The sequence below is a fragment of the Enterococcus olivae genome, from assembly GCF_053760925.1.
The window spans coordinates 103,087-118,640 of the sequence record NZ_JBSMVT010000003.1 but is presented as its reverse complement, the minus strand read 5'-3'; the positions used below and the strand labels follow the sequence as shown (position 1 = coordinate 118,640).

General features: G+C 42.5%; 12 protein-coding genes. 6 read left to right on the top strand and 6 right to left on the bottom strand.

Annotation, left to right across the window (positions count from 1 at the left end; translation table 11 throughout):
• Positions 1 to 23 precede the first annotated feature (23 nt).
• Both ACWODM_RS03940 and ACWODM_RS03935 read right to left on the bottom strand, forming a co-directional pair.
• Positions 24 to 800 (bottom strand): hypothetical protein, encoded by a 777-nt coding sequence (locus ACWODM_RS03940; RefSeq protein ID WP_455320071.1) that lies wholly within the window; start codon positions 798 to 800, stop codon positions 24 to 26.
• On the bottom strand, positions 793 to 1,719 hold the full coding sequence (locus ACWODM_RS03935; protein WP_455320070.1) for an ATP-binding cassette domain-containing protein: 927 nt from the start codon (positions 1,717 to 1,719) through the stop codon (positions 793 to 795). Before ACWODM_RS03935 ends, ACWODM_RS03940 begins: the two co-directional genes overlap by 8 nt.
• Positions 1,720 to 1,884: 165 nt before the next feature.
• Here ACWODM_RS03935 and ACWODM_RS03930 point away from each other — a divergent pair, with 165 nt between their 5' ends.
• The 4 genes from ACWODM_RS03930 (at position 1,885) to ACWODM_RS03915 (ending at position 6,811) form a co-directional block, all read left to right on the top strand.
• Positions 1,885 to 3,126 carry a competence/damage-inducible protein A gene (locus ACWODM_RS03930; protein WP_455320069.1) on the top strand — a complete coding sequence of 414 codons (1,242 nt, stop codon included), beginning with the start codon at positions 1,885 to 1,887 and terminating at the stop codon, positions 3,124 to 3,126.
• 113 nt (positions 3,127 to 3,239) lie between these two features.
• Positions 3,240 to 4,280 (top strand): recombinase RecA, encoded by a 1,041-nt coding sequence (gene recA / locus ACWODM_RS03925; RefSeq protein WP_455320068.1) that lies wholly within the window; start codon positions 3,240 to 3,242, stop codon positions 4,278 to 4,280.
• Between the two features lie 385 nt (positions 4,281 to 4,665).
• On the top strand, positions 4,666 to 6,222 hold the full coding sequence (gene rny / locus ACWODM_RS03920; protein WP_455320067.1) for a ribonuclease Y: 1,557 nt from the start codon (positions 4,666 to 4,668) through the stop codon (positions 6,220 to 6,222).
• Positions 6,223 to 6,535: 313 nt separating this feature from the next.
• On the top strand, positions 6,536 to 6,811 hold the full coding sequence (locus ACWODM_RS03915) for a hypothetical protein (RefSeq protein ID WP_455320066.1): 276 nt from the start codon (positions 6,536 to 6,538) through the stop codon (positions 6,809 to 6,811).
• 58 nt (positions 6,812 to 6,869) lie between these two features.
• On the opposite strand, the gene ACWODM_RS03910 is transcribed toward ACWODM_RS03915, so the two are convergent.
• Complete coding sequence (locus ACWODM_RS03910; protein ID WP_455320065.1) at positions 6,870 to 7,313, bottom strand: Lrp/AsnC family transcriptional regulator; 444 nt, start codon at positions 7,311 to 7,313, stop codon at positions 6,870 to 6,872.
• A gap of 160 nt (positions 7,314 to 7,473) precedes the next feature.
• On the opposite strand from ACWODM_RS03910, the gene ACWODM_RS03905 reads away from it, so the two are divergent.
• On the top strand, positions 7,474 to 8,820 hold the full coding sequence (locus ACWODM_RS03905; RefSeq protein ID WP_455320064.1) for an aspartate ammonia-lyase: 1,347 nt from the start codon (positions 7,474 to 7,476) through the stop codon (positions 8,818 to 8,820).
• Between the two features lie 119 nt (positions 8,821 to 8,939).
• Here the strand turns inward: ACWODM_RS03905 and treR are convergent, their stop codons facing one another.
• The 3 genes from treR to ACWODM_RS03890 are packed head-to-tail and all read right to left on the bottom strand — an operon-like array spanning position 8,940 to position 12,994.
• Positions 8,940 to 9,656 (bottom strand): trehalose operon repressor, encoded by a 717-nt coding sequence (treR, locus tag ACWODM_RS03900; RefSeq protein WP_455320063.1) that lies wholly within the window; start codon positions 9,654 to 9,656, stop codon positions 8,940 to 8,942.
• A 53-nt stretch (positions 9,657 to 9,709) separates the two neighbouring features.
• Positions 9,710 to 10,360 carry a beta-phosphoglucomutase gene (gene pgmB, locus ACWODM_RS03895; protein WP_455320062.1) on the bottom strand — a complete coding sequence of 217 codons (651 nt, stop codon included), beginning with the start codon at positions 10,358 to 10,360 and terminating at the stop codon, positions 9,710 to 9,712.
• A 15-nt stretch (positions 10,361 to 10,375) separates the two neighbouring features.
• The gene (locus ACWODM_RS03890) at positions 10,376 to 12,994 is read right to left on the bottom strand and encodes a glycoside hydrolase family 65 protein (protein ID WP_455320061.1); all 2,619 of its coding nucleotides are present in this window, start codon (positions 12,992 to 12,994) and stop codon (positions 10,376 to 10,378) included.
• A 301-nt stretch (positions 12,995 to 13,295) separates the two neighbouring features.
• Between ACWODM_RS03890 and treP the strand changes: the two genes are divergently transcribed.
• Entirely contained in the window at positions 13,296 to 15,332 is a 2,037-nt protein-coding gene (treP, locus tag ACWODM_RS03885; protein ID WP_455320060.1) for a PTS system trehalose-specific EIIBC component, read from the top strand.
• The last annotated feature ends 222 nt before the right edge of the window (positions 15,333 to 15,554 follow it).

The window sequence follows — 15,554 nt, the reverse complement described above, 5'->3', positions numbered from 1 at the left end:
CTCCTTGTGTGAGTCTAACATAATTATAATTCCTTTTTCTTGAAAATTTCGTAGGACAACACGCTACAAATGAGAACCGTACCGGCAGCGGTCAGAGCTGTTTTCAGCCAGAAATATTCGGGAACGGCATGGATCCAGGCACTGTCGATCAGTGACTGAAAATTGAAGTAGGTGAGCCAATCATATTTGGATAAAGCTAGTGTACCAGCAGCGATCAGGAGCGGTGAGACAACGACAGCCAGCACGGCCGCTACATTGGAGAAGGTCAGGTACAACAACAGCATTCCAATACTAAAAATAGCGTTCAAGCAAAGGAACTGAATCCCGAACATGCGTATGAAATTGGTGAGGTAATCAGCTTCAAAAGTACCTAACCCATTTTTTGCCCAAGCTGTCAGAAAGGCTGAGCCATAGTAAAAGATCAACTGCATCAAAGACATCACCAGAAAAGTGACTTGCTTAGAGAGAAAGAAATGTCCTCGGGAAATGCCAGAAGTCAGGACGTTTTTATAGGTTTGGCGGGACAGATCAAAACCAATCGTCATCACAAATAGTGGTAGGCAAAAATACAAGAGAAAGCTGGCCATAGAGGACATAGCGGTCAATGTGGTTGCACTGGTCCATTGTTGCAATGCAAAAGAATCTTGAGGGCTACTTATATCCCCTACATTGAGTCCGACAGAGCCCAGTGCCTCCATAGAAACCGAGAGAACAACGACAGTGATCAGTAAAAATTGAGTGATAAAAAAACCTTTAGAATGGAACAAACGGTAAAAATCAGCGCGAATCGTATTAATCATGGTGAATATCCTCCTTTGAAAGCAAATCTGTAAAATATTTTTCTAGGTCTTCTTTTGAGTAATGGATGCCGTCGATCGCAATCTTTTCCTTCACCAAAAGCTGAATGATCTGGTTGACGTGATGAGACTTACCAAAAATATGCAGCTGATCTTGCCCAACGACTTTCAACGGATAGCCCAGTGCATCGCTGATCACCCTACTGGCGTCCTCAATCTGAGGTGTTTTCAGAACGATATAATCTTGACTAAGCTGATCAAAGTGTTCTTTTGAAATCTCCTGGATCAGTTTCCCTTCATTGATAATGCCAAAACGAGTCGCCACATGATAAAGCTCCGACAGGATATGACTGGAAATAATGATAGTCATGCCTTTTTCTTCATTCAAATGTTTGATCAATTTGCGAAATTCAATGATAGCGATCGGGTCCAAGCCATTGATCGGTTCGTCTAGGATCAAAAAATCTGGTCGAGACAAAATGGCGATGGCGATCCCTAGCTTTTGCTTCATACCCAAGGAGAAATTCTTGAATTTCTTTTTACCTGTAGCTGCTAGATCGACGAGCTCCAATGTTTCCTGGATTACTTGTTTGTGATTGACGATCCCCCGCAGTTTACAGTAGTAGACTAGATTTTGTTCGGCGGTCAGTTGTTCATAAGCAACCGGTGTTTCGATCACACTGCCGGCACGTTGTAGATTTTTGGTCCATTCTCTAGCTGTTTGCGAGCCAAATAGCTGAATTTCTCCCTCGGTCGCTTCGATCAAACGGGTGATCGTTTTTAACAGCGTTGTTTTTCCGGCACCATTGCGACCGATCAATCCATAGACTTCCCCTTTTTTGATTTCTATTGAGACATTTTCTAGTGCATCTTGTTGTTTATATTTTTTAGTGACACGATTCATCGTTAAGATTGTTTCCATTGGTAACGCCTCCTTGTTGTTACTCTTAGATTAAAGCACAAATTTCAAATAATTCTCCGGCAATTCTCAAATATTTCTAAAAAAACCGTAAAAGAACCAAAAAATCTTCAAGTGGTGTAAAATAATAAGGAGGAAAAGACGTATATTAAAGTAGGAGCGTGAAACATGAAAGCAGAAATCATTGCAGTAGGAACCGAGTTGTTACTAGGACAAGTGGTCAATACGAACGCCACGTTTTTATCGGAAGAATTAGCGGGATTGGGAATCGATGTTTACTATCATAGTGTCGTAGGAGACAATCCGGCAAGGCTGGAAGAATTGTTGGCGTCTGCAGACAAAAGAAGTGATTTGATCGTTTTATGCGGTGGTTTAGGACCGACAGAGGACGATTTGACCAAGCAGGTGACTGCAGCACATGTAGGACAGGAATTGGTTCGCGATGAAGCAGGCTATCAAAATCTGCTGACATTTTTTGAAAAAAGACAACGACCAATGACAGAAAACAATTTGCTCCAAACATTGGTCTTCGAAGATGGACTTTCTTTGCAGAACAGTGCAGGTTTGGCAGTGGGGATTTTCTATACTTCAGAGCAAGGCACTCATTATTTGCTACTGCCCGGACCGCCGAGTGAGCTAAAACCAATGTTTTACAACGAAGTGGTCCCACTGTTACAGAAGCATTTTCAAGAAGACGAGCGCTTGATCTCTCGCGTTTTACGTTTTTATGGTATTGGCGAGTCGCAAATCGTGACCGACTTGGCTGATTTGATCCAGCAACAGACCAATCCTACGATCGCTCCCTATGCCAAACCAAATGAAGTGACGATTCGATTGACTGTGAAAACCGTCGATGAAGCACAAGGTCTTCGTCAGTTAGATGAACTGGAGGAAGTGATCCAAGAACGTGTTGGAGAATTTTTCTATGGTTATGGAGAAGACAATTCACTGGCAAAAGTCGTTGTAGGATTGTTGAAGGAAAAAGGCAAAACTCTGGCTGCGGCTGAGAGTTTGACCGCTGGTTTGTTTCAGGCAACGATCGGCGATGTTTCCGGGGTCTCTGAGGTCTTTCCGGGTGGTTTTGTGACTTATTCCGAAGAGACCAAGGCGGCTTTCTTAGAGATCGATCCAACGCTGTTTGAAACGGTTGGAACAGTCAGCAAAGAATGTGTCGAAACGATGGCTAGTCAGGCAAGAAAGCTGGCAAAAACCGATTATGCGGTTGCTTTTAGCGGTGTTGCGGGTCCAGATGAATTGGAAGGGCACGCAGCCGGAACGACCTGGATCGCTCTTGCCAGTGAGAAAGAAGTCGTTAGTCAGCTGTATCATTTTTCAAGAGATCGCAGCTATATCCGTCACAGTGCAGTGATGACTGGTCTGGATCTAGTTCGTCGTGCACTACTGAAATAAAAAAGCGAATGTTTGTTCGCTTTTCTCTTGCTTTTTCAGATCAGAAAAGCTATGATAAACATACGAAGTGAAACATGCATTAGGCATGGTTTGAATAGAAGGAGGACATCCGAGTGGCAGATGATCGTAAAGCAGCTTTAGATGCTGCATTAAAAAGAATTGAAAAGAATTTTGGTAAAGGTGCCGTGATGAAACTTGGAGAAAAAGCAGATCAGAAGATCTCGACGATCCCAAGTGGTTCATTGGCATTGGATGTTGCATTAGGTGTGGGTGGTTTCCCACGAGGACGTATCGTTGAGGTTTACGGACCGGAGAGTTCTGGTAAAACCACGGTCGCTTTACATGCCGTAGCAGAGGTTCAAAAACAAGGCGGAACGGCTGCATTTATCGATGCGGAGCATGCGTTAGATCCTCAGTATGCAGAAAAACTAGGTGTCAATATTGATGAATTATTGCTTTCACAGCCAGATACAGGAGAACAAGGACTGGAGATCGCAGAAGCATTGGTTTCAAGTGGTGCCGTTGATATCGTTGTTATCGACTCGGTGGCAGCCTTAGTTCCTCGTGCAGAGATCGATGGAGAGATGGGTGATTCTCACGTAGGATTGCAGGCTCGTTTGATGTCTCAAGCACTACGCAAGCTTTCAGGTACGATCAACAAAACCAAAACGATCGCCTTGTTCATCAACCAAATCCGTGAAAAAATCGGTGTGATGTTTGGGAACCCTGAAACAACACCAGGTGGACGTGCCTTGAAATTCTACGCGACGGTTCGTTTAGAAGTTCGTCGTGCTGAGCAATTAAAATCGGGAACAGATATTATCGGTAACCGTACAAAGATCAAAGTAGTGAAAAACAAAGTCGCGCCACCATTCAAGATTGCGGAAGTCGATATCATGTACGGAGAAGGAATTTCTCAAGTTGGGGAATTGTTAGATATGGCTGCCGACAAAGACATCATCAATAAAAGTGGTGCATGGTATTCATATAAAGAAGAAAGAATCGGCCAAGGTCGCGAAAATGTAAAAAATTATATGAAAGATCATCCAGAAATGGTCGCAGAGGTTTCTGCTCGTGTACGTGATGCTTACGGTATCGGTACAGGCGAGACTCTTGTTGAAGAAGGTCAGGAAGAACTGCCTTTAGGTGAATAGAACACAGAGGACTCGTAACGACGGGTCCTCTTTTCTATTTAGATTGAATTGAATACACCCTTTCAAACTCAAAACAGGGAACAGTAGATCAAAATTTTAGAGACAGACTCACTTAAAAAAAGTCTAAGAATCCTGCAAGAGGGACAGGACCGGTTTGACCGCTTACCACTAGCCAAATCCTTGTTCAAAAAACAATGATAGCGCATGCGATTTTGCTGGATACTTTCTTTTTTTAAGTTGACACTCTCACTCACAAACATTAGAATAAAAATGTGTGCTATACACACATATGCAAAAGTAGGCATATTGATAATTCTATGAAGATGTACGTTTATCAAAAACTACAAATTGAAAATAAGAAAGATAGTATGGAGGTGATTCATCAATGGGACTTAACATTCTCCTCGCTATCATCGGTTTAATTGTCGGTCTTTTCGCTGGAATGTTTCTTGCAAATTCTCGTCATCAAAAAGAAATAGACGGCGCGAAAAATTCAGCAGAAGGTATTTTGTCGACTGCTAAAAAAGAAGCAGAAACTCTACGAAAAGAAGCGTTGTTAGAAGCTAAGGAAGAAAATCAGAAGTATCGGTCAGAAATTGAAAGTGAGTTGAAAGAAAACAGACTTGAATTAAAATCACAGGAAAATCGCTTACTGCAAAGAGAACAATTACTGGATCGAAAAGATGATTCTTTGGAAAAACGTGAACATTCATTGACCAACAAAGAAAACAGAGTCAGCGAAAAACAACAATTAATAGACGAGCGAGAAAAAGAAGTAGAGCATTTAATCAATCAACATCAAACAGAATTAGAACGAATTGCAGCATTATCCAGAGACGAAGCAAGAAACATTATCATGAAATCAACCGAAGAAGAGTTGAATCATGAACTAACGATCATGGTGAAAGAATCAGAACAGCGTGCCAAGGAAGAAGCAGACCGCAAGGCGAAGAACTTGCTTTCACTAGCTATCCAGCGTTGTGCCGCTGACCAAGTATCCGAAACGACAGTCTCTGTCGTTACCCTGCCAAATGATGAAATGAAAGGTCGAATCATCGGTCGAGAAGGACGGAATATTCGAACACTGGAAACATTGACAGGAATCGACTTGATCATCGATGATACGCCGGAAGCGGTGGTATTGTCAGGATTTGATCCGATTCGTCGTGAGATTGCTCGTATGACGTTAGAAAAACTGATTCAGGATGGACGGATCCATCCAGCGAGAATCGAAGAAATGGTCGAAAAATCACGGAAAGAAATGGATGAACGTATTCGTGAATACGGAGAGCAGGCAGCCTTTGAGGTTGGTGCCCACACCTTACATCCTGATTTGATCAAGATCATGGGTCGTTTGCGATTCAGAACAAGTTATGGTCAAAATGTATTGAACCATTCCATTGAGGTCGCTAAATTGACTGGAGTCCTTGCCGCAGAGATCGGTGAAGACATCCAGTTGGCCAAACGTGCAGGTTTCCTACATGATATCGGGAAAGCTCTGGATCACGAGATTGAAGGTTCTCACGTACAAATCGGTGCAGAACTTGCTGCGAAGTACAAAGAGAACGGAACCGTGATCAACGCAATTGCTTCCCACCATGGAGATACAGAAGCAACTTCCGTTATCTCTGTTCTGGTTGCTGCCGCTGATGCACTGTCGGCTGCCCGTCCAGGTGCCCGCAGTGAATCATTGGAAAACTATATTCGACGTCTGGAAAATCTGGAAAATATTTCCAACAGTTTCTCAGGAGTTGACTCTAGCTTTGCTGTCCAAGCTGGACGTGAAGTACGTGTTATGGTAAAACCGGATGAGATTTCTGATCTGGATGCGGTTCGTTTAGTTCGTGATATTCGGAAGAAGATCGAAGACGAACTGGACTATCCAGGAAATATCAAGGTCATCGTTATCCGCGAAACTCGTGCAACCGATTATGCGAAATAAAAAGCAAAAGGCACTTTCCATTTTGGAAGGTGTCTTTTTTGTGGAAAAGTAAATATATGGATATATGGATCAAAATCGTAAATATTGCAGCTGTCATTAGCGCTGGTTTTGTTAGAGAGAATCTTACAGAAAAAAGAGTCATAGCTAGTGAAGGAAGAATTGAAGATTGAAAGCTAGTTAGTGTTGCAAGTTTTCAGAAAACGACCTTCTTTTATGAGAAGGTCGAGTTTTTTTAAAAAAGCCCTTGTGAAATTTTTAATGTTATAGTACACTATTTATTGTAGTATAACAGATGAAACAGGAGGTTCTTAAAATGAGCGAAAAATTTATGAAGTATGTTGGAGAATTGATTACAGATGTGGATTATGTAGCATCAGGCTACCCGAATGATTTTTTAGAAGTCAAGATGGAGCAAGAACTGCCGTTTCGTTTTTATTGCAGTATGCAAGATGGCGATTGGGAAGAAATCAGTCATGCAGCCAGAGAACAGTTAATTGGGGAACTAAAGGATCAGAAATCAACGTACTCGAGAAGCGATCATCGCTATTACATGCTTGATTTTCATTTGGCGAGTTTAGGTGGATTATAAAAATCAGTAAAGAGAAGTAGACTCCTCATAGATTGAGTCTGCTTCTCTTTTTTTGCATTTATCTGTCTTCCTCGAAATGATAGCCTCTAGAAGGCACAGGTGTAGAAAAGACGATTTGGGTGTTGGTTCTTCCAAATTTTTGTAGCTGATTAATAAAATCATCTAACTGTCTAGTGGAAGAAAATATCACTTTGAGTAGCATTGAGTAGGGACCAGTCACACAATCGCACTCGATCACGTTGGGAATACTTTGGATAAAAGGATAAAATTCTGGTTTCTGGTGAGGTTCAATGGAAAGATGGATATAGGCTTTGATTGGCAGACCGGCTTGTTCGTAATCGATCAATGCATGATAGGATTGGATCAATTTGGCTTCTTCCAAGTGACGTAAACGCTGAGAAACAGCTGGAGCAGTAATAAATAAGGCATCGCTTAATTTTTTAATAGAGATTCGACCATTTTGCTGCAACAGATTCAATAGTTTTTTATCTAGTTCGTCCAAGTGCTTTCCTCTTTTCTGAAAAATCATTGATTTTCTTTTCTTTTCAAAGGAGACATTGGAAATTCGTTTGTAAAACAAACAAGTCGCCTTTTGAGCTAGTATACCAATTTGTTATGTGATATTTTATCACATATAAAACAAAAAGGGGCGAATGAATTTGATGAGAATTGAAAAAGATGCAATTGGAAGTATACCAATCGATGAACAGAGATACTATGGTATCCATAGTCATCGAGCAAAGGAAAACTTTGATATCAGTGGGAACAAGGTGGACTTCCTATTGATCAAACAACTTGCCCGAATCAAAGCGGCTGCAGCTGTCGCAAATGAAAAATCCGGGGGACTGTCCATAAAAAAAATCCGAGCTATTTGCTTGGCAGCCCAAGAAATCATTGATGGAAAATGGCAAGAGGAATTTTTATTGGATGCTTTTCAAGGGGGAGCAGGAACCTCAACCAATATGAATGTGAATGAAGTAATCGCCAATCGTGGACTAGAGATCATGGGGTATACCAAAGGAGATTATGAGCATTTACATCCACTGGATGATGTCAACCGTGGCCAATCAACCAATGATGTGTATCCAAGTGCTGGACGTCTAACAACGATCCTTTATTTAGAAAAATTAGAGGTGGCTGTGGAACAATTAATGATTGAACTGCAGATCAAAGCACAAGCGTATGTCTCTACGCCCAAAATGGGTCGCACCCAGCTGCAAGAAGCTGTACCAACTACTTTTGGCGCAGGATTTGCAGCTTATGCGAGTAATCTTGCTCGTTGCAAAGAACGCATTCAAGCAGTCTCGAAAGAAATGCAGCAATTGAATCTAGGGGGTACCGCGATCGGTAATGGCTTAAATGCCAATCCCGTGTATCAAACAGCGATCTATCAAGAATTGAACCAACATTATTCTGTAGACTTGAGACCAGCAGATAATTTGATTGATGCCACACAAAATGCCGATGCTTTTGCAGCTGTTTCGGGTGTATTAAAGACAGTAGCGATTTCACTGACCAAGATTTCCCATGATCTGCGCTTGCTTTCAAGTGGTCCAAGAAGCGGATTTCGTGAGCTAAACCTTGCTCCTCGACAAGCAGGTTCCTCTATTATGCCGGGGAAGGTCAATCCGGTTATTCCTGAAGTGGTGAGTCAAATCGCTTTTCAAGTAGTCGGGAACGATGCTGCGATCAGTTTAGCGGCAGCTTCAGGTGAATTGGAGCTGAATGCTTTCGAACCGGTCATCTTTCATAATTTGTTTGAGTCTTGTCAGATTTTGACGCAGGCTTGTAGCACCTTAGCCACTAAATGTATTGCCGATTTGACAGTTAATGCAGAAAAGGCAGCCAAAGATGTCGAACAAAGTACCGGCGTCGTAACAGAATTAGCTCCACTGTTAGGCTATGAAGTTGCTTGTCAACTGGTGAAAGAGGCACTGGCTGAAAATGTTACGATCGATGAGATGCTGTATCGCAAAAATCTGAGTCATTTATTGGAAAAACAAGCGTAAAAAAACGCCTCGACTACTGAAAAAAGGGAGTCGAGGTATTTTCGGGATTTGTTTCAACCAATATCAAAAAAGTAGACCCAACATCAAATCATGAATGTCGAGTCTACTTTTTGGTTTGCTTATACCTTACGTCTTCTTGCAAAATCGACAAAGCGGAATTTATCCAGCCGATGAATCGATTCGGTATATTCAAAGCAACGGGTGTCTTCCAAATAAACGAGACTGCGAACGGTGACTACGTGCTGATCTTCTGGATGAAGATCCATCAGATCGCGCAATTCTTTGTTTACAGGATCAACGGTGATCTCTTTTTGTGCATAGGCGATCTCCAGACCCAGATCATTCTCAAAATAATCATAGATGGATACCTGTGCTTTGGTTTCTGGCAATTCCGGAACGATGTCGGCGATCAAATAATCCTTATCTAAAATCACGACTTCACCATCGATGCGACGTTGACGAATCAGACGCCAGGCTTCGGCAGCGACCGGCCAGTCTGTAATGTCGTGAAGCGATGGAGAAACAGCGATCTTGCGAATCTCGACGACCTTGGTCTCACTTGGGATTTGTTGGGCATTTTGGATCTCTTTGAAACTGGTCAAACCTGAGATCGGAAAGTCAAATCGGTTCAAGTCTAAAACGATCGAGCCTTTCCCTTGTTTTTTCTGGATATAGCCGGCATCACGCAATAAATTCAAGGCTTTACGAACGGTTTCCCGGGAAACACCGTAAACTTTGATCAGTTGATTTTCGCTAGGTAACAACGTGTGTGGCGGGTATTCTTTGGCTAGGATCTTTTGTTCCAAATCTAAAAAGATTTCTTTGAATTTATTCATCAGTCAGCCTCCTCCCATCCATTATAGCGACAGGTAAGAGGGAAAGCAAACGCTTATTTTTGAATCAATTCATCCACAGAAATATCTGTTAGTTTGTTGACGATCAGGTCAGCACCATGCAACTCTTCACCGGAGTAAACCCCAACTGCATACATGTTGGCTGCTTTGATGCCATCCAGACCAGCTTGCGCATCTTCAAAACCCACTGCTTCTTCTGGTGTGATGTTGATCGCTTCAGCTGCACGGACGAAGATTTCTGGATCTGGTTTGCCTTTTTTCAGCGTAGCAGGATCCACGATTGCCTCGAAGGCATTCTTTACACCTAATTTTTCCAAGATGAAAGGCGCATTTTTAGAGGCAGAGGCAATGGCACAAGGCACGTCTTTTGTTTGAGCTTCCTCTAAAAATTCTTTGACTCCCGGTAGCAGGTCTTCAGGTGTCAGATCTTGTAAAAGCTCGACATAGTGCGTATTTTTTTGAAGGGCCAAGGCGTCTTTTTCTTCAGCAGTATAGGTGTCTGCCTTGCCGCCATGGATCAAGATACGTTCAAGAGAGGTCATTCGGTCGATGCCCTTCAATTGTTCGTTGAATTTTAGGTCGATCTCGATCCCGATTGAATCAGCCAGATCTTTCCAAGCTAGATAGTGATATTTTGCTGTGTCAGTGATCACACCGTCTAAATCAAATACAAACCCTTTTTTCATGCGTTTTCTCTCCTCTTAATAAGTGATAGTAGCTGTGCTGTTGGCTTTTAGTTCAATGTTTTTACCTTGGACTGTGACAGTCGTGTCCTGATTTGCTGTCAGGATCAAGGCTTCTTTGGTAACGTTGACACTTAAATCTGTTTCGCGGATTGTCATGTTGAAACGAATCGATTCCCAGGCTTCTGGAAGATTTGGCTCAAAGACAAGTTGTTCTTCACGAATATCCAGCCCAGCAAATGTTGTTAGTGGAATGAATAGCGTGGCTGCCATCACACCGGCATGGATTCCTTCAGCCGTCGTTCCTCCCTGAATGTCCCGATAGTCTGAGTATAAAGCTTCTTGGTACAGTTTCCAAGCCAATTCCTGATCATCGACCATTGCAGCAAGCTGTGCGTGAACGACGCGAGACAAGGTTGAACCATGAGAGGTACGTTCCAAATAATAATGTAGGTTGCGTTCAACATAATCTTCCGGCAGATCGTAGTTCAAGTCTTCTAAAATCAGCGCGACCTGTTCTTTCGAGAAATTGTAGAAGATCATTAGGCTGTCTGCTTGCTTGGCTACTTTATAAGCATCCGCAGATTCACCTTCTGCATTTAAAATGCGGTCCATACGGTAGACATTGCCATATTTTTCCTTGTAAAATTCCCAGTCAAGATCTTTCAAATCAAAATAGCCTTCAAATTGAGCGATGATCCCCTCAGCGTTGATCTCTAATTCTAGCTGGTGTTTGATTTGTGCCATTTTTTCTAAATAGCTGTCTGTCACCTGTGTTTTTTCCTGCACGCTTTGGAAAACGGCTGGTAGCTGCTGACGGAGGGCATCGATTTCTTCAAATAGCCAAACGACCATCATGTTCGTGTAGGCATTGTTTTTCAGACCACCTGTTTCAGAACCGGGATAGTTTTCATGAAATTCATCAGGTCCCATGACACGATCGATGAAGTAGCGATTCGTTGTTTCATCAAAGATTGCAGCGCTTTGCCAGAAACGAGCGATCTCCAGCATCATCTCCAAGCCATAGTTTTCCATAAAGATTTGGTCTTTGGTATTGTGCCAGTATTGCCATACATTGTAGGCGATCGCCAGTGAAACGTGACGTTGCAGTCGGCTGTGGTCTTCTTTCCATTCACCACTGATCGGATTCAAATGTAGCTCTTGAGATTGTTCGGTTCCCTCCAAGCCGGATTGCCAAGGGAACATAGCGCCTTTGTAACCAGCTTTCAAGGCATCTTTTTTCGCCATTTCTAGACGACGGTAGCGATACATCAATAATTCTTTGGCTGTTTCTGGAAAATGAATGATATAGAAAGGTAAAATAAACAGTTCATCCCAGAAAATGTGTCCGCGATAGGCTTCGCCATGTAAGCCGCGGGCAGTGACGCTGGCATCCAGATCCTTATTGCCGTTTGGCGATGCAGAAGCTAGGATGTGGAATGTATGCAGGTTCAACATTTTTTGCGACATCAAGTCGCCATCTACTTCGATCCCAGCGGTCTCCCATAGGCTTGCCCAGGCCTTTGCAGATTGTTGGTAGCTTTCTTCAAAACCCGGAAATACTTCAGCCGCGAAGTCGATAGCTGGAACAGTTTCTTCTTGGCGGTATTGATGAACTAAGACCGTTTTTTCAAAGGTATAGCTTTCTTGTTCTTCCACAGTCAGAGGTACACATTGACTGATTTTTTTGTCGGTTTTTTCTGTTTTCAGAGTCAATCCGTCATTTACGTGTAATTTTGCCTGTTGGATCACAGTGATGTTTGAAGTGTCAGTGACAGCGGTCAAACTACTGAAGGATTCCTCTGCTTGTAGATCCGTCACCTGTAGATGATCACGAGTCAAACTGCGGTAACGAGCCACATTGTAATTGTATACCGCGCCGTCAGCTTCAGAAACAAACAGGAGCTCTCCGGAAAAGTTCAATGGGGTGATCGTGTAGGCCAAATTATATTGATGGACATTGGCCATGCTAGCGATTCGTTTGGTATGAATGGCTAGCTCCTTGCCAGTTTTACTTCGAACAACGACCCAGGCTTCAAACAAACCCGTTTTTAAATCCAGACGACGTTTCATGGAGACCAGTTCATTTTGCGCAATATCAATACGTTCGTCATCAATGATCACATACATTTTTTGCAGATTCGGTGCGTTGACAAAGTCCTCGTTGTAAATCGTGCGATCTGCTACTTGAGAAGCAGCGGTGTTGTACAAACTTGCTAGATAAAGGGCAGGATAATTTTCTTCTGCGATCTCCATTTCAGGAGTGGTTCCCCGCAAACCTAAAAATCCATTGCCGACAGTTAAAAGTGATTCGACAGAATACTCGTCTTTTCCTGGAGTATAGCCATTGTAGACCACTTCCCAGGGAATGTCCGCCACTTTTTCTGCAAAATCAGCTGCTCCTACGACGAAGGGACGATTGGTTTCTTCTGTCAGATATTGACCAATTTCGATGACTTGTCCATTCAGTTCAGTGACGAACTCTTTGCTGAGTGTTCCTCCTTGAACCTCTTGTGCAATGATGGCTTCTTTCAATTGTTCCAAACATGTCGAAAGTTCCCCCTCAAAAATTGTTTCTGTCCCATTTGGCCAGTGGGCGACCCATTGTTGATCAATTGTCAGGTGTACCGTCTTCATGTCAAAAATTCCCCTTTCATCTTGTCTATACATGTACTTAGATTATAACGAAAAATGAAAGCTATTACAATGAATAACGCCATTTTTTATTTTGTTTTCTAAATGAAAAGGGTTTAATTTAAAGATTTTTGGTAAAAATAGGATGGTGAAAATGCTTGATATTATTAGGTTTTTTGGGAATTTCAACAAAAGGATTTAAAAAGATGAAATTAAAACGCTTGCAATATGGTTAGGAGCAAGTTATTATAAGTCTGTAAATAAACATGTATATACAATTTTATTTCAGAAGGGAGTAATAGTTATGGGTAAGTATCAAACAGATGCTGAAAATCTTTTGAAGTTTGTTGGGGGCAAAGAAAACATCGCAGCTGTCACTCATTGTGCGACTCGGATGCGTTTTGTTTTGAACGATCCGTCCAAAGCTGATGAGAAAGCCATTGAAAACATTTCGGCAGTAAAAGGAATGTTTACTAATGCAGGTCAGTTCCAAGTCATTATCGGAAACGATGTGTCTACTTTCTACAATGATTTTACAGCGGTTTCAGGAATTGAAGGAGTCTCTAAAGAGCAGGGAAAGGTACTGGCAAAACAAAATCAAAACGTCTTACAGCGAGTGATCGCTGTTTTAGCTGAAATTTTTACGCCATTATTACCAGCCATTATTGTCGGGGGTTTGATTTTAGGTTTCCGTAATTTGCTTGAAGGCGTACAAATTCAGGCATTGGGAGAAAAAATTGTTGAAGGTGTGCTTGAGACCAATGCAGACGGAACGCCGATTTACAACACGATCGTTGATGTTTCGCAATTTTGGTCTGGTGTGAATCATTTCTTGTGGTTACCTGGTGAAGCGATTTTCCACTTCCTACCAGTCGGGATCACTTGGAGTGTGACTCGCAAAATGGGAACAACACAGATTTTGGGGATCATTTTGGGGATCACGCTGGTATCTCCACAGCTTTTAAATGCCTATGCAGTGAATAGTACCTCTGCTGCGGATATCGCTGCCAACTGGACATGGGATTTTGGTTTTATCCAAATTGACAGAATTGGTTATCAAGCACAGGTTATTCCTGCGATGATGGCTGGCTTTACGCTCGCTTATTTGGAAAAATTCTTTAGACCAAAGATTCCAGAAGCAGTTTCGATGATTTTTGTACCATTGTTCTCACTACTGCCAGCAATTTTCTTCGCCCATACGATTTTAGGACCGATCGGCTGGAGATTAGGGACAGGTATTTCTTATATAGTGAATGCAGGTTTGGAATCACCTATTTCATGGCTGTTTAGTGCGGTGTTTGGCGCAGTTTACGCACCACTGGTTATCACGGGGCTTCATCATACCGCCATTGCGATCGATACACAGTTGATCGCAGACTTTGGTACCACGAACTTATGGCCGATGATCGCGCTCTCCAATATTGCGCAAGGGGCGGCAGTATTTGCTGTCTTGTTCCTTCATCGTCAAGACACGAAAGAAAAAGAAATCTCCTTACCATCAGGGATCTCTTCTTGGTTAGGGGTAACAGAACCGGCAATGTTCGGTATCAACTTGAAATATGTTTACCCATTTGTTGCAGCCATGATCGGTTCTGGTTTGGCAGGCATGTTCAGCAACATCACGGGAGTTCGAGCGAATGCGATCGGTGTCGGTGGTCTGCCAGGTATCCTAGCAATCAACGGAAATATCGGTGGCGGTTGGTTGGCCTTTCTTGGAGCAATGGCGATTGCGATCGTCGTACCGTTCCTTCTGACGATCTTCTTCCGCCAGCAAGGAATCTTCAATAAAATCGACCGAGTGGGTGAACAAGCAGTCACAGCGGAAGGTTTGGTGGTTGAAGATACACCGGAAGCAGTTGAGTCGACTGTTTCTGCAGAGCCTGTGACAGAAGAACTGTTCGCCACTGCAAACGGTACTGTTGTAGCAATCACGGAAGTTTCTGATCCGGTCTTTTCTCAAAAAATGATGGGTGATGGCTTTGCGGTTCGTCCAACAGATAACCACGTTTATTCACCAGTTCATGGTACGGTAACGAGTGTGTTCGACACACAACACGCGATTGGTATTTTAACACCTGGCGGAGCAGAAGTATTGGTCCACATGGGATTAGATACGGTCGAATTGCAGGGCGCACCCTTTACAGTCAAAGTAAAAGCAGGCGATAAAGTGACACCTAATACAGAAATCGCTGAAATGGATCTGGAAGCAGTCAAAGCGGCAGGAAAACAAACAGATATCTTGACCGTGTGGACGAATGCAGATAAAGTGGCCCGCTTGGAGATCAGTCACCTAGGAGAGACTACAGCGAAAAAAGCAATCGGAGAAGCAGATATCAGCTAACTTCTTTGCGATTCTTTGCAAAGAAGAGGGCACAAACAAAATATATCAAAAACGTTAGAAAGAGTGTGTGGCTCTTTTTAACGTTTTTTTAGTTTCACTGATAAAATAACATAAAAAGATTTAGTTTTAGTCAAGCGATGATAAGTAAATCAGCTATTTTTCCTAGTCCTAGGAAAAATACTTTGTATAGCGTTTACATAAAAGCTGTTTTAAACTCATAAC